Annotated in this window: 17 protein-coding genes; 13 read left to right on the plus strand and 4 right to left on the minus strand. The window is 56.6% G+C overall.

The annotated features are described in order from the left end of the window. Window positions 1–27 precede the first annotated feature (27 nt). Window positions 28–867, minus strand: a complete 840-nt coding sequence (locus AB7531_RS10835; protein WP_063981719.1) for a Crp/Fnr family transcriptional regulator — start codon at window positions 865–867, stop codon at window positions 28–30. A gap of 408 nt (window positions 868–1,275) precedes the next feature. On the opposite strand from AB7531_RS10835, the gene AB7531_RS10840 reads away from it, so the two are divergent. From AB7531_RS10840 to AB7531_RS10850, 3 genes are all read left to right on the plus strand, one after another. Next, window positions 1,276–4,131 carry an ATP-binding protein gene (locus AB7531_RS10840; protein ID WP_063981720.1) on the plus strand — a complete coding sequence of 952 codons (2,856 nt, stop codon included), beginning with the start codon at window positions 1,276–1,278 and terminating at the stop codon, window positions 4,129–4,131. A 91-nt stretch (window positions 4,132–4,222) separates the two neighbouring features. Then, a complete protein-coding gene (locus AB7531_RS10845) occupies window positions 4,223–5,410 on the plus strand; it encodes an ABC transporter substrate-binding protein (protein WP_063981721.1) in 1,188 nt (395 codons plus the stop codon). Window positions 5,411–5,819: 409 nt separating this feature from the next. Further along, complete coding sequence (locus AB7531_RS10850; RefSeq protein ID WP_245328571.1) at window positions 5,820–6,824, plus strand: helix-turn-helix domain-containing protein; 1,005 nt, start codon at window positions 5,820–5,822, stop codon at window positions 6,822–6,824. Window positions 6,825–6,943: 119 nt separating this feature from the next. Here AB7531_RS10850 and AB7531_RS10855 read toward each other — a convergent pair whose 3' ends face one another. Beyond that, the gene (locus AB7531_RS10855) at window positions 6,944–7,123 is read right to left on the minus strand and encodes a hypothetical protein (protein ID WP_063981723.1); all 180 of its coding nucleotides are present in this window, start codon (window positions 7,121–7,123) and stop codon (window positions 6,944–6,946) included. A gap of 250 nt (window positions 7,124–7,373) precedes the next feature. After that, window positions 7,374–8,414, minus strand: a complete 1,041-nt coding sequence (locus AB7531_RS10860) for an AraC family transcriptional regulator (RefSeq protein WP_084795007.1) — start codon at window positions 8,412–8,414, stop codon at window positions 7,374–7,376. 490 nt (window positions 8,415–8,904) lie between these two features. Here AB7531_RS10860 and AB7531_RS10865 point away from each other — a divergent pair, with 490 nt between their 5' ends. The 7 genes from AB7531_RS10865 to AB7531_RS10895 all read left to right on the plus strand — a co-directional run bounded on the left by AB7531_RS10865 (window position 8,905) and on the right by AB7531_RS10895 (window position 15,178). Next, a complete protein-coding gene (locus tag AB7531_RS10865) occupies window positions 8,905–9,921 on the plus strand; it encodes an alpha/beta fold hydrolase (RefSeq protein ID WP_063986163.1) in 1,017 nt (338 codons plus the stop codon). A 222-nt stretch (window positions 9,922–10,143) separates the two neighbouring features. Beyond that, the gene (locus tag AB7531_RS10870; protein WP_245328572.1) at window positions 10,144–10,350 is read left to right on the plus strand and encodes a hypothetical protein; all 207 of its coding nucleotides are present in this window, start codon (window positions 10,144–10,146) and stop codon (window positions 10,348–10,350) included. A 395-nt stretch (window positions 10,351–10,745) separates the two neighbouring features. Next, window positions 10,746–11,387, plus strand: a complete 642-nt coding sequence (locus AB7531_RS10875) for an HD domain-containing protein (RefSeq protein WP_441256223.1) — start codon at window positions 10,746–10,748, stop codon at window positions 11,385–11,387. Between the two features lie 68 nt (window positions 11,388–11,455). Next, window positions 11,456–12,793, plus strand: coding sequence for an MFS transporter (locus AB7531_RS10880; RefSeq protein WP_084795008.1), 1,338 nt, complete (start codon window positions 11,456–11,458; stop codon window positions 12,791–12,793). 49 nt (window positions 12,794–12,842) lie between these two features. After that, the gene (gene soxC, locus AB7531_RS10885) at window positions 12,843–14,117 is read left to right on the plus strand and encodes a sulfite dehydrogenase (protein WP_063986166.1); all 1,275 of its coding nucleotides are present in this window, start codon (window positions 12,843–12,845) and stop codon (window positions 14,115–14,117) included. Beyond that, window positions 14,104–14,643 carry a c-type cytochrome gene (locus AB7531_RS10890; RefSeq protein WP_084795009.1) on the plus strand — a complete coding sequence of 180 codons (540 nt, stop codon included), beginning with the start codon at window positions 14,104–14,106 and terminating at the stop codon, window positions 14,641–14,643. The genes soxC and AB7531_RS10890 overlap by 14 nt, the downstream gene beginning before the upstream one ends. 10 nt (window positions 14,644–14,653) lie before the next feature. Further along, entirely contained in the window at window positions 14,654–15,178 is a 525-nt protein-coding gene (locus AB7531_RS10895; RefSeq protein ID WP_441279948.1) for a DUF302 domain-containing protein, read from the plus strand. A gap of 414 nt (window positions 15,179–15,592) precedes the next feature. On the opposite strand, the gene AB7531_RS10900 is transcribed toward AB7531_RS10895, so the two are convergent. After that, window positions 15,593–18,571 (minus strand): ATP-binding protein, encoded by a 2,979-nt coding sequence (locus tag AB7531_RS10900; RefSeq protein WP_187387968.1) that lies wholly within the window; start codon window positions 18,569–18,571, stop codon window positions 15,593–15,595. Window positions 18,572–18,884: 313 nt separating this feature from the next. Here AB7531_RS10900 and AB7531_RS10905 point away from each other — a divergent pair, with 313 nt between their 5' ends. The 3 genes from AB7531_RS10905 (at window position 18,885) to AB7531_RS10915 (ending at window position 21,947) form a co-directional block, all read left to right on the plus strand. Further along, window positions 18,885–19,532 carry a sensor histidine kinase gene (locus AB7531_RS10905; RefSeq protein ID WP_063981727.1) on the plus strand — a complete coding sequence of 216 codons (648 nt, stop codon included), beginning with the start codon at window positions 18,885–18,887 and terminating at the stop codon, window positions 19,530–19,532. Between the two features lie 107 nt (window positions 19,533–19,639). Further along, window positions 19,640–20,611, plus strand: coding sequence for an MBL fold metallo-hydrolase (locus AB7531_RS10910; RefSeq protein ID WP_063986167.1), 972 nt, complete (start codon window positions 19,640–19,642; stop codon window positions 20,609–20,611). A 586-nt stretch (window positions 20,612–21,197) separates the two neighbouring features. After that, window positions 21,198–21,947 (plus strand): gluconate 2-dehydrogenase subunit 3 family protein, encoded by a 750-nt coding sequence (locus AB7531_RS10915; protein WP_063981728.1) that lies wholly within the window; start codon window positions 21,198–21,200, stop codon window positions 21,945–21,947.

Here is a 21,947-nt window from a genome sequence, read left to right on the forward strand (position 1 = left end):
CAATGGTGGAGCAGTAAGGCCAAGGTTTTAAGCTATGCCACGCGCGGCCGCCGTCTCTCGCGCCGCCTTCTCCTGTGCGAGAGTTGCTTCCAGCCGCGCGATGTTTTCCTGGAGGCGCTGGTTGTTTTCCAGCAGACGCTGACTGGTGAGGAGGAGGATGTAGTAGCCGAATTGCTGATTACTTTGAAAGTAGATTTCAAGCAGCCTTTCATAAGTTATAGTCAGGACTTGTCCGTCTTCTATGCACTCGACCGTTCCGGTTCGCCAGTTATTGGGCGTAAGGAAGCCAAGTTCTCCCATGAGGCGTCCGGGCGGGATCTCGACGTTGATCTCTTTGACCAGAAAATTGCCCGTCACGGTCAAGAACATTTCGTTGGCGGTGTCATGAATCTTGAATAGGGTATCGCCGCGGCGATATTTGCGTTCGGTCATGAACGGCTTGATCCACTCCATCGACATGTCACCTTGCGTCGCGTTACGTGCCTTCTTAACGAGCCTGAGCAGTTGGCGGAGACGAACGGCATTGACCGGCAGCAACAGCAGATAAAGCAGAAAGGTGGCGACGCTTCCGGAAAGCGCGCCAGAGGTTGCGAAGAATGCACACCCGACCATATTCGCGACCCGCAGCGGCACCATTCTCTGCATCAACAAAGTAGCGACAAAGAAGATTGCGCCGACCAAGGCAAACATGTTGGCGAGCGTGATATTGGCCAACACAATTTCTAGCAGCCGATCAAACAGTGCGTCGTAAGTGATATTGTTGGGATCAAGCCCCATTTGAACGAGAATCTTGGCGATCCTGAGATTATCCGCCGCCGTATCAAGAATGCGGTTTAGAATTGTCGAAAGATCTGCACTGGAACTCATCGGATCACCCCACGCAAAGCAGTCGGTTATTTTTCGGACCTCGCTCTTTGCTGACGTTGCTGAACGAGTCCGACACCCTAGTTGGATCAATCGGATCGCAGGCGGCGCCTTTATTCGGCGCAGAGCGAGTGCGTGTCGCAATCATACCATTCCGATGACGGGCCATTTACTCCGTCCACGCTGTATCTTGTGCATCGCACAAGAGAACCTTATTCGATCTCCGGAAAGTGCGAAGGCAGAGGTTTTAAATAGGAAATCGGCGCCCCTCGACGAGGGTGCTCAAACAGCCGTAAAGTGCCGGTTGGCCCAGAAGTATCAACTCCGTAATGGTTTTGAACGCGGCAGGGTGTCGTTGGGAGGCTGACGATCGTACGTTGATCGACCTGTTCGGATCGGCAATGTGTTGAGATGATCGACCGCAAAAATCCAAAGGCAGATCAAGAGATTTTGTTTGGTCCTTTCCGTTTGTCCGGTTCGCGGAGAATTCTGGAAAAGGAGGGCGTTCCGATTGAGGTTGGGGTCCGAGCCTTCGAAATTCTGGCCGTTCTGGTCGAGCACGCTGGGAAAGTGGTCGGCAAGAAGGATTTGATCGCTCAAGTATGGCCCGGCGTCACGATCGATGAAGTAAACCTTCGTGTTCAAGTTGCCATGCTCCGTAAGGCGCTCGGCGAAGGAGACGCCGGAGCGCGCTATGTGGCAACAATTCCGGGCCAGGGCTATTGCTTCGTGGCGCCAATCTCTCGCTTGGGGCCGCTGCAAGCCGACGCTCCGCACAACCCAGCCTCATTCATCGCTCGAAAGTTGCCGCCTCGTTTGACCCGAATGATTGGTCGCGATGAAGTGGTCCACGAGATATCAGGTCAGTTGTCGGAGCGACGCTTTGTGACGATGGTCGGCCCGGGCGGCATAGGAAAAACAACTGTTGCTGTCTCGGTGGCTCACGGATTGTTCGAAGAGTTTGCAGGTGCCGTATGCTTTGCCGACCTCGGTCCTCTGAATGAGCCGTCTCTGGTGGCCAGTGCGATAGCTTCGGCATTAAGACTCGGGGTTCGCTTCACTGATCCCAGCAAGGGACTTGTGAATTTCCTTCGAGACAAACGGGGCCTATTGATCTTCGATAGCTGCGAGCACGTGATCGGGACCGCCGCAGCAATAGCCGAAGAGATCTTCGCGAGCGCGCCGCAGGTGCATATCCTCGCAACAAGTCGGGAATCGCTAAGGGTTGAGGGCGAGTATGTCTATTCGCTTGCAGCTCTGGGTAGCCCGCCAGGAGATGCCGACCTCACAGCGGCGCGGGCACTCGCCTTTCCGGCGGTGCAGCTTTTTGTGGAACGAGCCGCCGTTGGGCGGCAGTATTTCCAACTGCACGATGCCGATGCCTCGATAGTTGGTGATATTTGCCGTCGACTAGACGGAATTGCCCTCGCCATTGAGCTCGCCGCCGGCCGCGTCGATGCTTATGGCATTCGGGAAACGGCGGCACTGTTGAACGACCGCCTTAACCTCCTTGGCGAAGGTAAGCGCACCGCGCTCGCGAGGCATCAGACCCTAAGCGCAACCCTGGACTGGAGCTACGACCTGCTTTCAGAATCTGAGCGCTTGATTCTTCGCAGGCTCTCGGTCTTCGCGGGCAATTTTACTCTCGAAGCGGCTCGCTCGATCGCTGTTGGAATTGACCTGGATGACGCGCAAGTCGTCACCGGAATTGCCAGCTTAATCGGAAAATCGCTCCTCGCGACGGATGGCGACAACAAAGCGGCGCGCTACCGATTGCTCGACACCACCCGAGCTTATGGCTTGGGAAAGCTCGCTGGGAGCGGAGAACTAGACTACATCAAACGGCGTCACGCGAGCTATTACAAACGGATTTTTGAGCGAATCGACCACACATCGTCCGGGGTCGAAGGCCTTTCAGCGTACGCCGAGCATCTCGATAATGTGCGGGCAGGGCTCGAATGGTGTTTCTCTGACCCCGGTGACATTCGGGTTGGCATTGCACTCGCGGCTGCGACAGTGCGGTTGTTCTTGGAGATGTCACTATTAACTGAATGTCGTCGTTGGGCCGAGCGCTCGATCACCGCGTTCGATGAATCGGATCGCGGGAGCGCTCGCGAGATGGAGTTGCGATCAGCACTTGGACTTTCACTAATGTTTGCCACGGGAAACAGCGACGAAGCACGAGGCGCTCTTTTAAGAGGGTTGAAACTCGCCGAAGAGCTCGGAGATTTGCGGAATCAGCTGCGGCTTCTCGAAAAGCTGCATGTATTCCATCAGAGGATAGGAGACTGCCACGAAGCCTTCGCCCTTGCGCAGCAGAGCGAGGACGTCGCCGCAAGTCTTGGCGATAGCTCGAGTGTCGCGATAGCGAATTGGACGCTGGGGTTTTCCCACTACTTCGCGGGAGACTGCAAAAGCGCACAGACGAATTGGGGGGCGCCAATGCCAAAACGCGATAGTTCTCGATCGTACGGGACCAATGTTGCTTTTGATCGTGACATCCAAGCGCGTACGCGATGTGGTTTGGGATCCGTTCTCTGGGTGCGTGGCTTTCCGGATCAGGCCATGAGGATCGGCAGGGATATAATCAAGGAGGGCGCAACTCTGAGGGACCCGTCAACATTCTGCATTTGCCTGATTTTTACGAGTTTCACATCTCTTAGACTTGGCAATCAGGCGGACGCGGCGGATATGATTGGCCGTCTCCTCGCTCACGCCAGAAAGCATTCTCTTGGGCCTTACGAAGCGATCGGCATTGGTCTTAGGGGGACTCTGCTGATTAATCGTGGTCAGGCCAAAGAAGGGGTCGGCATGGTGCGTGATGCTATCGAAACCCTGCATGTTGGCAGGTATGAGTTGCACAACCCTGCGTTCCTCGCCGCTTCCGCAGAAGGGTTGCGGATACTGGGCCAATATGAGGAGGCGCTCAGACAAATCGACGAAGCCATCGCCCGCATTGAAAGAAACGGGCAACTGCTCTTTCTACCGGAGTTCCTGAGGATCAAGGGGACTATCGTCATGGCCGCTCGGCAAACAGATTTGTCCCAAGCCGAGGCCCTTTATCTGCGCGCACTCGCGGTTGCGGGCGGGCAGTCTGCTTTGGCTTGGGAACTGCGGGCGGCGACAAACGCGGCCAGATTGCGAGCTATTCAACGTCGTATCGACGATGCTCGAGCTATACTTGCCCCGATCTATAGTAGGTTTACCGAAGGTTTTGAAACGACCGATCTGAAAGACTGCAAGGCAGTATTGGACAGGTTAGATTAGTCTGAGCGGATCTGGCGAGTTGCGTGGGTGGACTGCAACGAATTGTGCGTGCCGGGGGCAGGTCGCCACACATGGAAAGTAAGAGGCAGCAATGACATTATTTCGAGCGGCATTGGCCTTTGTATTTTTGGTCTACGGCAGCTCCCTCGGGCTAGCAGACAGCGTCATGGGCGAGATCCGCATCGGCCAAACGCTACCGTATAGTGGGCCGCTATCCAGCTTTGGTATCATTGGTCGGGTCCAAGAAGCCTACTTCGCCAAAATCAACGCGGAGGGCGGCATCAACGGCCGAAGGGTAAAATTCATCAGCGTGGACGATGCCTACTCTCCTCCCAAAACCGTCGAGCAGACGCGTAGATTGGTGGAGCAGGAGGGGGTGTTGTTGATGTTCGGCTCGCTAGGAACTGCGACCAACAGTGCAGTTCATCGTTACCTCAATGCGAAGGGCATTCCGCAGCTGTTCGTGCTCAGTGGGGCCACGAAATGGGCTGACCCAAGAAATTCTCCATGGACCATGCCAGGAATGCTCGCCTACGAAACCGAGGGGGCCATATACGCCAAGCACATCCTGCAGAACATACCTCACGCCAAGATCGCAATACTGTCACAGAACGACGATTTTGGCCGCGACTATGTGACGGGTTTCAAACGGGGCCTGGGAAACGAAGCAAAAGCCGCAATCGTCGCCGAAGAAAAATACGAGACGAGCGCGCCAACGATTAGCTCTCAATTGGCGACGTTGAAGGCATCTGGCGCTAATGTGTTGTTCGGCGTCACGATCGGAAAATTCACGTCGCAGCTCATCAAAGGAGTGGCCGAACTCGGCTGGAAGCCGGACGCCTTCTTTGTTCCGGCGTCGGCCTCCTCGATCTCGTTTCTCGAGCCAGCGGGTCTCGAAAATGCGATTGGGTTGATTTCGTCGAGCAATCAGAAGGACACGATCGATCCTCAATGGGCCGGTGACGCCGGTGTGAAGGACTTCCTGGAATTCATGAAGAAATACCTGCCCGGGGCAGACCTAAACAATTCCAACTATTCCGCGGGCTATCATTATGCGGGACTTTTGACGAGAGTTCTGCAAGCGTGCGGGAAGGATCTCAGTCGTGAAAACATCATGCGCCAGGCCGCATCACTTCGTGAGATTGCGCTGCCGCTACTGTTACCCGGAATAACGGTAACGACCAGCCATGAGGATTACTTGCCGTTCCAACAATCGCAGCTGCGTCGCTTCAACGGAAAGAGCTGGATTGGCTTCGGTGACACACTAGACGATCGGTAAGCGCGTCTCGATCGCGTCGATCCACCGACCAATCTGCCGGCATATCCCAGTCTGGGACCAGCTGCCGCTGAACGTTCATAAAATCAAGCTACTGGCAAGAATGGGCCGCGTTGTGCGCGTTTCAGTGCGATCGAGTCTGCGCTCGGCCACGGCACTTCGGCGGCACGAGTTGGAACTGTAGCAATACGCTCGGACGTGACCGATCGGGTCGAGCGTATGGCCGCTTCGTCGCCGAACCAAATATTGTGTGGGCGTGGGAAGGAGGACACGGCTTGCCGCCGAGCCGGAAGATGCAAGCAACAAGTTTTTTCGGAGGTTAACGAGCAATTACGGGCCTCTTTGCGAAGCAAATCCTATGCTGCGTGCTATGGCAACTGCCAAAAGCGACCTTGTCTGATGGGAGACATCAATGCACGCGTGCGCATTCAAAGACAGCTACAGCCTGCCGACTGCAGTTCCGTCCGCCACGGAACTATTGCTCTACCGGAAAGACCGCTTTCGCCTCCGCGCTGAGAGAAGTTGGCGTTGTCTTCCTGACGTTGAAAGCGACCCCCGGATCGATGCCGATATTGTCGTCTCGCGCTGGACCGATATTCGCGCGGTATGCCGACAGGTGCGGGCGCCGTTATCTCTCCGGCATGTGATCTCGGTCGCCCTCAAGCCAACACATGTCAAAATTACGAGAGATTCGTTGACAGTGTTCGACGGACCAATGCTAGCGGGGACGATACACATCGCAGGACCGGGCAAGGCCTTGGTTGCTGAATTTCGAGATCCCTGCGATTTTCTGCATTTGCATGTATCGTCCGGTTATCTTCGTAAATGCCGGGAGCAGGCTGGTCTCGGTCGGACATTGGGGGTATTGAACGACCTCGTCATTCGCGATCCACTAGCGGAATTGCTTGGCCAAACGCTGATCGCGAATGCCGCGGCAAGTGATGGCGCTTATGCGGATTGTTTTTGCCAGACATTGACAATGCACATTGCGCGGTTAGGGAACGCGCGAAAAGCTGAAAATGCTCTACCTAACTGGCGCCTCAAGCGTGTCCGCGAATACGTCGATGAGCATCTCGCGGAATCCATCGGCCTCGCCGATCTCGCCGAGGCGGCTGGCCTATCGCGGATGTATTTCGCGGCACAGTTTCGGGTGGCTACCGGCTACCCACCGCATCATTATGTGCTTCACCGGCGAATTGACCATGCCAAAGAGCTTCTCTCGGGCACCAATCTGCCGCTCGTTGAAGTGGCCCTAGCCGTGGGCTTTCAAGAGCAATCGCATTTCTCAACTGTTTTCAAGCGTTTCACGGATGAAACTCCAGCGCGCTGGAGGAGAACTGCCATGGCTGCGATATCTGACCGGAGCCGTCAAAGGCCCCTGGTCAGCCCGCGTCATCAAGAAGGGGCGCTCGTATAATTCGCGGCCGTCCGAACTGTCAGGCAATTAGCGACGACGTTGCCAGCAAAAATCCGAGGGCGATTCCTTCTGCAATCTTCGTCAGGTGCTCCTGCTACGTCAGCAGGCTAGTTTTGGAATCAAGCTGGTATCGGCTCGACCTGATGCTTCACGCATTGCTGCATGGTGCCGACGGTGCCCGAGCCGAAGCCGCCCTTGACGGCATTGCCGGGGTCCACTGCGGGCTGCGCGACGTCGCTAGCGTAAGCCTTGGCTTCGTCCTGGTGGAGGTACGCATCGATCGGCTTCGGCCCGACCACGCCGGTCGCCAGACCTGGCCGATCTGCTTGACGTTGGCGACGCGGGTTGACCAGCCGGCGCCGAAAGTGGACCAGGTGTTGAGGTGCTGAGCCGCCCGGTTTGGGGACTTTGAGCAGCGACGATACAGGACCGCAGGGCCTCAACGGGGCGCCGGTCGCGCTCGCAGGAAAGCGAGGAGGCAGGTTGGCTGTGCGTACTGCCTATCGCCTAAATCAAGCATTCGAGTGGGCCAGGTGCTCACGACCAACTTCACGCGTGGCTTACCTTCGAAGGCTCATATCGCTTGTTCGCAGCATTGCGTCGCCAGCGTGCCGGAGTGTCACCCACGCGTGCTTTGAAGACAGTCGAGAAGTGCGCCTGCCCCTGGAAGCCGACGAAGAGAGCGAGCTCCACGATTGGCATATCGGTGCTCGATAGAATCACCTTCGCGCGTTCGATGCGCCTGTGGAGAAGGTAGTCGTGTAGCCCGTTGCCCGTCGCTCTTCGAAACTGCGCAGCGAAATGGCTTTGCGACAATCCCGCCACACCGGCCAATGTGGCTAGCGTTGGCGGATCGTCGAGGTGCGCGTCGACGTACTCTTGTACGCGTTCCAAGCGCGAGGGCAGAAGAGGTACATCTGGTGGACATGGTCGCTCCAAAGTTGCGATATGCGTGACTAGACTGCGGCCGACGCTCTCGGCGTACCGCGGGTCGTCTGCGTGGCAACTAATTAATTCACGCCCAAGGAGCCTTGCCAGCGGATCGGAGACGACGACATCGCCGAGATCCGGCACTAAGGGGCGTTTTCCACGGAGTGGGGCTCCTTGGAGCGCTCGAAAGTAGCCGTCCGACACATATAGGTGCAAAAAGTCGAACGGGTCGCGAAACTCAGCGGTCATACGCTGGTCGGGAGATGTAATATGCAAAGTTCCTTCAGACATTGCGCCATCGAAGATCAGGCGCTGCCCTCGAACGAGCTTCAACCGCGAGTCCCTTAATGCGATCCGAATGATATGTCGATCGTATGGAGACGCCGCGGCTTCCCGGCGAAACCCATTTTCGAGATCGGTCCAGCGTGAGATCAGAATGTCCCCTTTGATGAGTTGATCCCCGGAATCGTCGATAGGGCGATGCCAATCTCGCTCTTCATAAATCGAGCCAGAGCGTCTGGAACATTGTTCGCAGGGCGCCTGTTGCGCAAATCCAGGCACGCCTCCCGAGGTAGATGCTGCTTTGGTGCTTCGGTGCCGCATGTCGTCCGCAATTGCTGAAAAGAAGTTGTGGGGGACGCGGGGCCGCTGAACGTCCATTTATCGGCCTTCCGGCGTCCTGTGTCGTCCATCATGAACCTTGCTCCAGGCCGATGTTAAACGCGAATAAAAGTTTGAAAATCAGACGAGATGGGTTCGCTCGCGCGTCAATTGGCGGTCGCGCATGTCAGCCGAACGGGCCCTCAGCGAGACAGTGGTGGCTGAGTGCGATCGTCCTATCGGCAGGAAGAGTGGTCGTGGCGAGGACGGCGTGCATTTCCACAAAGTCACTTTCGTCCGAAAGAAGAGTTATGCAAACGACGATAGTGATAGCTGATGCTAGCGAGAAAGGCATTCCTAGAGGTGTCGCCTTGGGACGTCTGCAATCATGAAATGCCTGAGACCGGGGATGTCGCGGCCAAGAGATTACTCTGGCGCGATTGCGAATGCTCCAGTCATGGAGGCCGTCCTTATCGGCCAGTCGGGTTCGTAAGTCGAGCGCTACCCGTCACAAGTACTGTCGTGTCGAACCAATTCCATGGAGGTTGAAATGAGAGTCACCCAGTTCATGCGCCGTATGTCAGCCGTCAATCGTCGTCGTGCGGTCTTGGGTATGTTCGGAGCGATCGTTGCTGCAGCGTTGCCAAGTCATGCAAGAGCAAAAGCGAAACGCGCTTCGCCGGGTGCTCTCCCGGCTTATCCAGTGACGCACTATCGAAAAAAGACAATCGATCGCGTTAATGTATTCTACCGTGAGGCCGGCCCCAAGAATGCGCCAGTGGTGTTGTTACTCCATGGATTCCCGACCTCGTCGCACATGTTTCGCAACCTCATTCCTGCGCTTGCAGACCGCTATCACGTGATAGCGCCGGACTATCCCGGTTACGGCCAGAGCGATATGCCGAACCGCGCCAACTTCGCTTACACGTTCGATCATTTTAGTGAGCTAGTAGATAATCTGCTCGTTCAACTTGGCGTCGACCGCTATGCGATGTACGTCATGGACTATGGCGCTCCAGTTGGCTGGCGCCTGGCATTGAAACATCCCGAGCAGGTGGCAGCTCTGATTGTTCAAAACGGCAACGCCTATGAAGAGGGGCTGCAGGAATTTTGGGATCCGATCAAGGCATACTGGGTCGATGGTTCTGACGCGCACCGACAAGCACTCATGAAGCTTGTGACGGTGGAGACGACAAGGTTTCAGTATACCGATGGAGTGTCGGACCTTAGCCGAATTGCCCCCGATAATTGGGTGTGTGATCAGGCACTTCTCGATCGGCCTGGAAACAGTGATATACAGATGGATCTGTTCTACGATTACCGGACGAATCCGCCGCTATATCCCGCCGTGCAATCGTACTTCCGCAAACATAAGCCGCCTACGCTGATTGTTTGGGGCAAGAACGACAAGATTTTCCCCGCATCCGGTGCGTATCCCTTCAAGCGCGATCTCCCCCAGGCTGAGTTTTATCTCATAGACAGTGGACATTTTCCGCTGGAGGACAAGTTTAGTGAGATGGTGCCGCTGATCCGCGGGTTCCTCGATCGAAGCCTTTTGCGCGGCTGATTGGGAGAACGCCCGGCGCGCCTGGCGCTCTCAGCATTTGAGAGTATCAACGAGGATGCGGTGGAGACGTGTTCCGTGAAGGCAGTTACGAACAGAAGCGCACAAGCCAAAGCCAGCCGGATGGGAGTTGGCTCTTGGGTGGTTATAATCGTGCTTCTGCTATTCTTGTTGGCGGCGGCGGTCCCCATCTACCATAGCTCGAGGCTTGGGAATGGCGCGGGCTTGCCGCTGTCGACGTATATCGCGATGGCGCTCGGAATCGTGTTCTCGCTTGGCGTCGGCTTTGGCCTGATGGCGTTGCTGTTTTATAGCAGTCGTAAAGGCTACGATGAGCCGCCGGTGTTAATGGACGAGAGCGAGCGCGCGGAAAGCGCGAACCTGCCAACGGAGAGTACGGAGCAGGTGACAGGCCACCATGAGTCTCAATAATTAGCCGGAGTACTGGCGATTAACGGCTAGTGTCGGCCGGTTTGTATGAGACGACGTGTCTCCGCCAGCACAGGGTGCGTTGCAAGCCTGATTGCGACACGCGGGGAGTGTTAGATCCCGGCAATCTCACGAACGCTAGCGTTGCGCTAGGAGGCCGATCCCCGTGGGTGTCATCGGCTTCGGATGGCCTGTCTCCGTGCCGGCCGCGATTGGCTGCATATCGTTGGATCACCTCTCGCCAGGCGTATCCGAATGTGGGTCGAGAGCCGATTATTGATCACGTGCAATTCCCAAAAGCAGCCAGAGCTCGAAAGAAGAGTGGGAGCTCCTCACGTACGCTGGTGATGCCGACGGGGGTAATGCAGGCCAATCTCGGACAATCAAGGAGAAAGAGCGTGAGTGCATCCATCATCGCTGGAATCAAGATTCCGGACTCCAAGCTGGCGCATCATACCACGGAATTCATCCGCGATTCAGAATCGCCGCTGCTTTACCATCACTCCAGGCGGACGTTCCTGTTCGGCATGCTTCACGGTGAGCGACGCGGTCTGAAGGCGGATCCGGAGCTGCTCTACGTAGCGACGATGTTTCATGATCTAGGTCTAGTCGAGGGACACCGACACATGGATCGGCGATTTGAAGTCGACGGCGCCGATGCGGCTCGCGAGTTTCTCAGGTCTCATGACGTCCCTGAGGATGCCATCCGCCGGGTCTGGTCGTCGATCGCCCTCCACACCACGCACGGTATTCCGGAATTTATGGAGCCAGAGATAGCTCTCGTAGCTGCCGGAGTGGAGACCGATATCGATGGAAGAGATTTGAAACTGCTCGATGCTGCCACGGTCAAAGAGATCCTTGCGGAGCATCCACGCATCGACTTCAAGCGTCAGGCATTCAAGGCCTTCACCGAAGGTTCTAGAGATCGACCAGACACAGCTTTCGGCACCATTACAGCCGACGTCCTCGAGCATTTTTCTCCCGGCTTCAGGCGAAAAGACTTCGTCGAGGTGGTCATGAACAATGAATGGCCGGACTGAATCCTGATCAGGAGCCGCTTTCGGTCTGAGCTGGGGTCTCCTTGGCGCGTGAAAGGCGATTCAGCAACATGCGACAATACATTGATCCGATCCTCCATCGCCGGCGCGAACGTTTGGTCAGAGTTATCGCGCTGGCAACATTCGTCGTCTTCTTTCAAGCGTACATGGTGGCTCCGATTATTCCCGTTCTCTCCAATGCCTTTGGGGTATCGGACGAGAAGATTGGCCTCGTCGTACCGGCTTACTTGATCCCATATGGCGTTTCGACATTGGTATACGGAGCGTTGGCTGACCGTATTGGTATTGCCCGTGTCATGTTCACGTCGCTGCTGGCCTTCTCGGCACTTACGATGCTGACTGCGACCGCACGAACATACGAGCAACTGCTCCTGTGGCGCGCCATTACGGGAGTTGGCGCGAGCGGGATCGTTCCCCTTGGGTTAGCGCTTGTGGGGCGGCTGTACCCCTATGGGCAGCGCGGTCGCCCCCTTGGCTGGCTTTTCGGCGCTATGGCCGGCGGGATGGCGTTCGGATCTCCGTTGGGAGCGCTGATCATTCCCGTCGCGAACTGGAGCGGGTTGTTTATCGTTGTCGGCTGGTTCGGCCTGTCGCTGCTGCTCCTTCTCTTGCGCTATCTCACCGTTATCGAAACTACGGTGCCTCCGTTGAAGGGCACAGTTTACCAGGTTTTCGATGGCTATAGGCGTCTCTTGGGAACGCCGCGTGGCCAGCGGACCTATGGCTACGTCTTTCTCAACTCAATGTTTCACTCGGGCGTGTTCACCTGGTTAGGTGTCTATCTCGAGCGTCGCTATCATCTTGGTCCCGCAACGATCGGCCTCGCGCTGCTCGGCTACGGCATACCGGGATTTCTTCTAGGGCCGTTGATCGGCAGAGCGGCAGATCGCTGGGGCCGTGCGAGGCTGATTCCAATTGGTCTAATCTTGAGCTCGTTGGCGGCGATGGCGTTGGCGCTTGGCACACCGGTGATGTTCATCCCGATCGTCGCAATCATACTGTCCTTGGGGTACGATATGACCCAACCACTTTTTGGTGGAATCGTCACGTCTCTCGGGGAAGGCCGAGCCGGCCAGGCCATGGGCCTAAGCGTATTTATGCTTTTTGTCGGCTTCGGGCTCGGGAGCCTGATCTTCGGCGCACCCATGCAGTACGGCTTTACGGTCGCATTTGCTGCATTCGCGATGATCGAATTGCTAATCGCCCTGATGTCCTTTGGGCTATTTCGTTCAGAGGTGGTTCTTGCCGGCCTGATCTTGCTTTGCTTGGCCGGGTCAGGCGTGCTGCCCCGACAATCTCCGCCAACCGTGCAGACGCTGCCATCCACCAACTCCGAATCGAGATTGGCCGAACTTGGAGAAGCATCGTCGAATTCGCCGCGTGGATAAAGCAGTCGAAATCTCAATCAGTCAGTTTTTGCAGATAGGAGAAATCGGCATGAGGCCGGCATTTGAGAACTTCCCAAGTGAGGCCGCCGAAGACGCAGTGTCGCGTCGAAGATTCTTGACAGGCGCTTCCGCTGGGATCGCGGGGAGTGTCGTCGCAGGGAGAGCAATGGCTGACTCGTTGGCCGATGTGCCGCCGCGGGAAGTTGGCTCCGATCTCAGCGGCCACAGCGAGCGATCAAAGTACGTTCATATCGAGCGGATTCCCGAGGCGGGGCCAGGACGACGCCACGTCGACCCCGGCGACGCGATCAATTCGAAAACGCCCCTGGACAAACTGGTCGGCGCGATCACGCCGTCGGACCTTCACTACGAGCGCAGCCATGCGGGTGTACCCGAACTCGACCCCGCCAAACACCGTCTTCTGCTGCATGGCATGACGCAGAAGCAACTGGTTTTAACATTGAACGATCTCAAGGCGATGCCGTCGATTTCGCGGATGGCCTTTATCGAATGCACCGGTAACGGGTGGGAGAACTGGAAAAACGCGGACGAGAACCTCACCGTGCAGAATACCCATGGCCTCGTCAGTACGAATGAATGGACCGGAGTGCCATTAAAGTTCCTGATCCAATTGGTCGGCAAGAACTCCGGGGCCACGTGGATGCTTGCCGAGGGTGGCGATGCCGCGGGCGTTGCGCGTAGCATTCCACTCACGGACGAGATCATGGACGAGGCTTTCGTCGCCTACGGTCAGAATGGCGAGCCGCTCAGGCCTGCTCACGGTTTCCCGATCAGACTTATCATGCCCGGGTTCGAGGGAAATCTAAACATCAAATGGCTTCGGCGTCTGAAGTTCGGCGATCAACCCTGGATGACCCGCTGGGAAACCGCTCGCTATACGCAGCTTCTGGCAGACGGAAAGGCGGCCCAGTTCCAGCTCAGGATGGAGACCAACTCTGTTATCACCTCGCCATCCGGAACGATGGTGATAGAGCCTGGATACAATCGCATCACAGGCTTGGCCTGGAGCGGTCATGGCAAGGTCGAGAAGGTCGAGATCAGCACCGACGGCGCGAAGAGCTGGAAGCAAGCCGAGTTGAGTCATCCAGTACTTCCAAAAACCCAGACCCGATTTCAGATGAGCTGGATCTGGGATGGCCGAAGCACAAAGATCGTAAGTCGTTCTACCGACGATAAGGGCAACGTTCAACCAGATCGCGCTGCACTTATCGCACTCATGGGAACAAACGCGCTCTTTCACTACAATGCGCAGCAGACCTGGAGCATCGACGCAGCAGGGAGAGTCCGCAATGTTCTTGCATAAGCTCTTCTTGCGAATTGCCCTTGCCAGCTGCTTGGTGACACCGGTGCTGGCCGAAGAATTCGGGCGTCCTGCTAGGCCTGATGAGATCGAACTATGGGACATCGACGTGAGGCCGGACGGCAAGGGCCTGCCAGAAGGCAGTGGCACGGTGGCGCAGGGTAAAGCGATATTCGAAGACAACTGCTCAGGCTGTCACGGCACGCGCGGCCAAGATGGCATCAAGGATCGCTTGGTTGGTGGTCAGGGCACGCTCGCTTCCGAAAATCCCATCAAGACCGTCGGCAGCTTCTGGCCCTATGCCACAACGTTGTTTGATTACATTCACCGGGCCATGCCTTACCAGGCACCCGGTTCGCTAGGTGTCGACGACACCTATGCCGTCGCTGCCTACCTGCTTAGCCTGAACGGGATATTACCCATGGATGGGAAGTTGGACAAGCAGAGCCTGCCTAAAGTTCAAATGCCGAATCGCAACGGATTTGTTCCGGTACCGGAATTCGACTACCCGCAGAGCCACCATAACTGAGCTGGACGTCATGAAGGAAGCGACAACGACTGCCTCCGATGCGCATGCGTCGAGCCGAGGTTCGATTATTGGTGTGGTCGTTGCCATCTGCTTGTTCGGATTTGAAGGAGTAAAGGCGATGTCTATAGAGGGATTGATTTCGATCAAGAGCAACTACGGCCCAGAGGAAACGATGGAGCGGCTCGAGGCCGCGATCAAAGCCACGGGCATGACGGTGTTTGCCCGAATTGACCATGCGGCTGCGGCTGCCGCTGCCGGCATGAAGTTGCGCCCGACAAACCTTTTGATCTTTGGCAGCGCCAAGAGGGGGACGCCCCTAATGCAAACGGTGCAGACTATCGGCATAGACTTGCCGCTCAAGGCTCTTATCTGGCAGGACGAAGCGGGGGCGACCTGGATCTCATACAATGATCTGATTTGGCTCGCCAAGCGACACAAGGCAGAGACCAAATCGAAGGCGGCCATCCACGCTATGTTGATCGCGCTTGACGCAGTGGCTTCCACAGCCACCACAGCCAGAGTGGCACCGAACTGAGCGGTCGAACTCTGATCAGCGGCGAGGCCCACCCGGACGTTCAAGCGTCATCAGGAACGATGCGGCGATCTTATGGAGAGGCATTGCCTCGAGAGCCGCGGGCGAAATTTTTCGGCCAGCGGGTAGGTGACTTCCCGCGCCCGGGGCACCGGTGGATGAATCAAGTGTCTCACGTTTGCAAATTGCCACGCTGTGGCTGGTTCGCTCGAATGGCTACGTATCCTTTCAAACTCTTAGTCGTTTCGGGAGGCCTTGAAAGATCAACCTCTCAACCATCGGCTTGCGTTTATGACTGATATTCGGCGCTCGCGCCGTCCCGAGGCCCGCCGGTGGGCATTTCCTCCCCAGACCCGCCCCACGGCCAATGCCATCGGGCGCCTTTCAGGTACGTTCGATTGAATTCACCTTTGTCGATCAAAGGCCCGGAGTCGCCCTTAACTTGCCGAGCAACGCCTTTGCGGCCTTGAGATCGGAGCTATCGAATCCTTCCGTGAATCGGTTGAACACAGCAGCCAATAGACTGCAGCCGTCTGATTGACGACCTTGGTGTATCCACAGTTCGGCAAAGCTCATCGCGGTTCGCAATTCCCAAGAAAGAGCATGTTGCACGTCGGCCAATTTCAACGATCTCTGAAATAGCCGTTCCGCGCCCGCTAAATCCTCTTGATCTGCCGACGCTAAAATGACGCCTTTGATACGCAGCAGCTCTGGCAATATGAATGCTTGGCCGTTGTCTTCAACTCGGGCGATTGCATCGTCGATGGTCGCTGATGCGTCGTCACTCCGCCCGAGCTTAGCGAGGCCTTCGGCCAAGCTGCCAAGTAATGCCGGATGATGCAGTTCGTACCGGTCAGCTTGCAGTGCGCTGATTGCGCCACCCAACATCTCGACGCCTTCCTCTGCGTCGCCATGGTGAATATCCAACACACCTTTCAAGCCGATACCAACTGCACGGTGGGGACCGAGTGAATGCCTTTCGCAATGAGCGATAAGTCGCTCGATCACGCCGCGCGCCACGGGGACATTTCCGATGCGAACGAACATGAAACCAGAAAAGACCAGGCCGGTGCTCAATGTGACGGGATGCTCTATATCCGTGCGATCGTGGATTGTCTCCAGCGCCATCTTGACGGCCTGGTCGGGGAATCCCCTAAACCACCGAATTGCGGCCAACGCACACCGAACGCGCGTCTCCGTATGACTATCGAAGCCAAAATTACTCGACTGGTTGCGAGGAACGCTGGGATCGGCGAGAAGGCTCTCGCAACTTCTCTCGGCAGAAAGCTGGTTGCCGGCGAAATAGTTCGAAAGCCCGAGCATCCAATTCGCTACAGCAATGGGGGCTGGATCGTTCGTTTTTCGGGCGACCTCCTCATTGCGTTGCGCAAGTTCAAATGACTTGCGGAAATCCCCAATTGCAATGTGGAAGTTGTGAAGGGAGCGAAGCATCCGCATTTGGAAGTACGGATCGCCAAGGACCTCGGCCAAATCCAGTGCTCTCATCAGAGCGATCCGCGCATCCTCGCGGTAGCCTTCCGTAAGCATCAACGATGATCCCAGCGACGCCTGCAATTCCATCTCTCGTCGCGTGGCGCGATCAGGTTCGCCGATTACTCCCAGCGCTCGCCTCGTTAGGCGATGACATTCGGCCAATAACGAAAGCTCAGACAGGAAAGGTGCGACTAAGGCCGCCAGAGAAACTCCGACTTCGGTGTGGTTCGCGGACGATAGGCTCCAATCGAGTGCGCCGCGCGCGTTACCGAGCACTTCTGATCGCAGGCTCAAGTCTCGAGACATTGTGAGCGAGCTGGAATCGTGGCGTTCAAGGACTTCTCGATAATGGATCGCGTGACGCTGCTTCGTCGGGTCGAGCTCCCCGCTTTCTCCCAATTTGATTGCAGCATAGGTGCGGGTGGTATCAAGTAGTCGGTACCGCCGTTTTGTCCCCCCTTTGTCGACCTCAACAAGGGATTTTCCAACCAGAGCGGCGGTGGCCGCCGCGACACGTATGTCATCAAGATCTTCATCTGCTGCAACTGCGCACGCTGCCTCAAGTGTGAAGGTGCCGACAAAAACGGAAAGCCTGCGAAGAACCAAGCGTTCTTCCTGCGGCAGTAAATCATAACTCCAGTCGAGCGTTGCTCTCAGTGTGTGATGACGTGGGCGCGCCGTACGCCGTCCCTCCCATGTTAGCTCGAACCGATCCTTCAAGAGTGACAAGGTGCCCTCCATCCCATAGGCGTTGGCACGGGCAGCGGCGAGTTGAATGGCGAGGGCGATTCCGTCTAGCCGACGGCAAATTTCCCCGATTATGGGAACATCAGTATCGGTCAGCGTGAGTTGTCGTCGTCCGCCAGCGATAGCGCGTTCCATAAATAGCTGCACGGCGGGGAAATCGAGTACCTGCGTAGCGGTGAGGCGTACGTTATCGGGTGGACTGGCGAGCGGCGGTAGCCGATGAATATGTTCGCCTTCGACCCGCAAGGATTCCCTGCTGGTCGCCAATATGTGCACTTGCGGTGCGTTCGCGAATATTCGCTCAGCTAGCGTCGCCACGGTTTCTATTACGTGCTCACAGCTGTCAAAGATCAAAAGCGTTCGTTTGTCCCGGAGATGGTTAATCAAGGCAGTAGTGAGATCCGCGGACTGAAGCGGAATACCAAGCGTCACGGCAATAGTGCCAGGTATGAGAAGCGGATCACTCAGCAGTCCAAGATCGAAAAGATATACGGCGCCGCCAAACTCGTTGTTCAGCTCGTGACCGACTGAGACAGCCACCGTGGTCTTCCCAATGCCGCCCGGTCCCACGATCGTGAGAAAGCGCTCGGTCTTCAACCGGATAACGATTTCCCCGACCGTTTGATCACGTCCGAAAATCCGCGTAACCTTAGGCGGAAGATTGTAGTCCGGATCAAACGCCTGATTGGTCGATGCTGGGACCCCCGCGCGAAAAATCGGCGCGACGAAGCAATAACCCGTCCCGGGAATTGTACTGATATAGCTCGCACTCGTGGCTCCGTCGCCGAGTGCCTTCCGAAGCGCGGCGACCTGGACGCGAATATTGGCCTCGTCGACGGTGATCCCAGGCCAGGCTCGCGCGATCAGGTCACTCTTGCTGACTACCTTGCCAGCTTCTGCGACCAGAACGACAAGGATGTCGAGGGCTCGACTACTCAGACGAACCGGTGTGCCGTCACGTTCGAGGAACCGTCTCGCGGCGAACAGCCGGAACGGTCCAAACGAAACGACTTGATCGTGCGTCTCGCTCGATTCATGTCGACCTTCGTGTTGACCGCGATCAATGGGTAGGCCGGGCATTGTAGAGCCTAAGGCTTTTTGTAGGGGGAGCCGGCTGCTGGAAACAATCCTCGATTTATGCTGGTCCGAAATCAAGTTAGTTTATTGCCGCAGGCAAGGCCTCTGCCCGAAAAGCCGTGCAAGGACATTTCGATACGGTTGTAACGACCGGGCGGTCAGCGTCGATCCAAGCAACTCTTTAGCGTCGATCCAAGCAACTCTTTAGCGTCGAGCCAAGCAACTCTAAGGTGTGGCCGGGTGGCTCAATGCCGTCCGCGGAGCATGCCACTTTGCGTTCGATCTCAAAACACAGTCCGAATTCGAAAGATGATACCGCGAAAGCGTCGCAGAATACGGAGCGAGGTCTCAATCCTTGTCATATGGCTCATACAAGACGGCGGAGCATCTCTTGAACACCATAGCGCGGCCCAAGATCCAATTCTCAGAGCAACTGCTTCTGCACGAGTTTACTCATAGAATTAACAACGAGTTTGCGTCGGCGATTCAGGTCGTATCCTCGACCGCGGCTAGATCGTCAAACGACGATGTGAAGACTGCACTGGCAAATGTACTGGAACAATTGCACGCCTACGCGCGGGTTCATCACGCGCTGCAGATGCCAACGCAAAGCGATCTTGTCGATGCCTCGAAATATCTGCGCGAGCTGTGCCTCTCGATAACTTGCTCCAAGCTCGTAAATGCGGGCATTGAGCTAATTCTTGTCGATCAGCCATTCCGATTGTCTGCCGAACGCGCGTGGTTGATGGGATTGATAATTTCAGAGCTCATTACGAACTCCGCTCGCCACGCGTTTGATCAGCGAGGTGGCGTGATTCGGGTTGATTGTCTGGTGTCACAAGAGTCCGTGGTGTGTCGAGTGTTGGACAATGGATCTGGTTCGATGGCGCAGCCAAGGAATGGAGGCGGCATGCGAATTATTAGCGGACTTGCGGAGGCCCTCGGTGCGACATTTGCCTTCAATCTTGGCGAGGCTGGTGCTGAAGCTATCCTTGATCTTCCGCTTGAGACGGTGTGCCTACTTCAGACACCGACGTGAGCTCAAATGATCTGGTGTCAGTGAGGGATTAGGGTCGCTCCAATCCGTTGAGCCGCACGGACGGTTCGGCCGTTTATGGGCTCCATGTGGAGCATTGGAGGCAAATCATGACAATCACTCCATCGCAAGTGTTCTCCAGGCGACGTTTTTGCTCCTGCTGTGTCGCGGGCGCGGCGCTTTCGACCGCTAGTCGTTGGCTTTCGCCGAGTGAGGCATTTGCCGAAGCACGCGGACTCGTAAGCGCTATCAAAGATGCCGCCGCGGTCTCACCGATCGTTACCCACAAGTTGCGTAACAATATCAGCGTGCTTGAAGGTTCGGGAGGGAACATTGCGGTTCTCGCGGGGGCAGACGGCAAGGTGCTCGTTGACGCTGGTATTGGAATCTCGCGACCGCGCCTTGCCAGGGCTCTTGAAGAGTTGGGTCCCGGAGCCGTCACACATGTCATAAACACGCATTGGCATTTTGATCATTCCGATGGAAATACCTGGTTGCATTCGACCGGTGCGAAGATCATCGCGCATGAAAAGACCCGAGAATATCTCTCAAAGGTGCAGCGAGTGGAAGACTGGGACTACAATTTTCTGCCCCCATCTCTGGATGGAATGCCCAGCGAAGTCTTCACGGAAGAGTACGATCTTCAATTCAACGCATCAAATCTCCACTTATGGCGGTACGCTTCCGCACACACTGACAGTGATATCGCCGTTACGTTTGCCGAGGCGGATATTGTTCATGTCGGCGACACGTTCTGGAACGGAGTCTATCCGTTCATCGACTACTCGACGGGAGGCAGCATCGACGGAATGATTGCTGCATCTGATGCCAACCTGACAGCAACCACAGACGCAACGATCATCGTCCCCGGCCACGGAAAGCCTATCGGCAATCGATCCGAGTTGAAGGAGTTCCGCGAGATGCTCGTAGTTGTTAGAGATAGCGTTGCAACTCTAAAAGAGCGAGGATTATCTCGCGACGAGACCGTTGCCGCGAGGCCGACCGCGGCCTTTGATGACAGATTCGGCAACTTCGTCGTCGATGGAGGCTACTTCACCAAGTTGGTCTACGAGGGCGTATGAGCGTGGTCTATCATGAACCTCCGCCGCCTATAACGCGCGCATTGAGCGCACCATCACCGAGATGTGGGTCAATCAGCGATTTGCGATCTATCAGTTCGTGCAAATTCGAAGCGCTTGCGCCCTTCGCTAGTGGCCCAAGACGGACATCGAACCATCCGACTTCAACGTCGTTTTCTGTGCGCATACCGGAGGCGACAACTTCCAGCGACACGCCTTCATGCATTGGTGTGGCCGACGCGCAAGCGAGCCGGGCAGGGCAGTCATTTTCGGGATTGGTTTGCGGTAACCTCTGTACCCTCTGCGGTCGGGCATCGTGTCTTTTCGGAATATCATGCGCTTCGTGGAATACGCGATCGATGGACCACTGTAGAATTCGGGAGCACCGCTCGTGAGATCGCGGGTATTCACGGATAATTGCTGTCGATCATGAGCGATGGATGCGGGTCATAAGCGACATACGGCGTTTCACTTCCGTTCGGGTTTTGGCCGAATGACGGTTGCGTTGCTCGCGCAAAATGGTGTTCGCGGGCGATTGGCCGTCTCCGAACTGTCATTGACAGCGTAGTCGACCGATAAGGAAGAACAAATGAGACAGGCGAAGCCCGCAACAATCGCCCTGCGGCGCAGGGAGTTCCTTGCCGGAACGGCCATGCTGCTGTTCAGCGCGACGACCGTCAAAGCGGCCACGATCGCGGGGAGGTTGCCCTGGGTTCCCAATGCAGGAAATCCGCCGCCGCCAATCAAGCTTGGGCCGTGGGAGTTCTTCAACGGCGAAGAAGGCAGAGCCATGGAGGCACTCGTTGATTGCATCATCCCGCCGGATCCGGAGACGCCGGGCGGCAAGGATGCCGGCTCCGCCGTGTTCATCGACCGGCAGCTGGCTGGGCCTTACGGCCGGCAGGAGGGATTGTATGTGCGCCCACCGTTTCAGCCCGGCCTGAAGAATCAGGGCCATCAGTCGGCGAACGGTCCGGCACAGGATTATCGGGACGGTCTCGCTGCATTCGATCGTGCGTGCAAGCAGCACAGTGGTGGAAAGCCCTTCGCCGAGCTCTCCGGCGACGACAGGATCGCGCTTCTGAAGGCGGTCGAGAAGGGCGAGCTCAAGCTCGACGGCGTCGACGGCAAGGCGTTCTTCACGCAACTCGTCAAGGACGCGCAGATGGGATTTTTCGCGGACCCGATCTATGGCGGGAACCGCGACATGGTCGCGTGGAAGATGATCGGCTATCCGGGCGCGCGCTACAACTATCTCGATTGGGTGAACCGCCACAACGAGCGCTTTCCGCTGCCGCCGGTTGGCATGACCGGCAACGCGCAATGGACGAGGTCGTAG

The sequence above is a fragment of the Bradyrhizobium sp. 63_E2_N1_3 genome, assembly GCF_052076005.1.
Taxonomy (GTDB): domain Bacteria; phylum Pseudomonadota; class Alphaproteobacteria; order Rhizobiales; family Xanthobacteraceae; genus Bradyrhizobium; species Bradyrhizobium barranii.

Coding starts and splice junctions, on each gene's coding strand:
- AB7531_RS10845 (WP_063981721.1), top strand. CDS start 4,223: ATGACATTATTTCGAGCGGCATTGGCCTTTGTATTTTTGGTCTACGGC.
- AB7531_RS10890 (WP_084795009.1), top strand. CDS start 14,104: ATGTTCTTGCATAAGCTCTTCTTGCGAATTGCCCTTGCCAGCTGCTTG.
- AB7531_RS10915 (WP_063981728.1), top strand. CDS start 21,198: ATGAGACAGGCGAAGCCCGCAACAATCGCCCTGCGGCGCAGGGAGTTC.
- AB7531_RS10835 (WP_063981719.1), bottom strand. CDS start 867: ATGAGTTCCAGTGCAGATCTTTCGACAATTCTAAACCGCATTCTTGAT.
- AB7531_RS10865 (WP_063986163.1), top strand. CDS start 8,905: ATGAGAGTCACCCAGTTCATGCGCCGTATGTCAGCCGTCAATCGTCGT.
- AB7531_RS10880 (WP_084795008.1), top strand. CDS start 11,456: ATGCGACAATACATTGATCCGATCCTCCATCGCCGGCGCGAACGTTTG.
- soxC (WP_063986166.1), top strand. CDS start 12,843: ATGAGGCCGGCATTTGAGAACTTCCCAAGTGAGGCCGCCGAAGACGCA.
- AB7531_RS10840 (WP_063981720.1), top strand. CDS start 1,276: ATGATCGACCGCAAAAATCCAAAGGCAGATCAAGAGATTTTGTTTGGT.
- AB7531_RS10850 (WP_245328571.1), top strand. CDS start 5,820: ATGCACGCGTGCGCATTCAAAGACAGCTACAGCCTGCCGACTGCAGTT.
- AB7531_RS10895 (WP_441279948.1), top strand. CDS start 14,654: ATGAAGGAAGCGACAACGACTGCCTCCGATGCGCATGCGTCGAGCCGA.
- AB7531_RS10860 (WP_084795007.1), bottom strand. CDS start 8,414: ATGGACGTTCAGCGGCCCCGCGTCCCCCACAACTTCTTTTCAGCAATT.
- AB7531_RS10910 (WP_063986167.1), top strand. CDS start 19,640: ATGACAATCACTCCATCGCAAGTGTTCTCCAGGCGACGTTTTTGCTCC.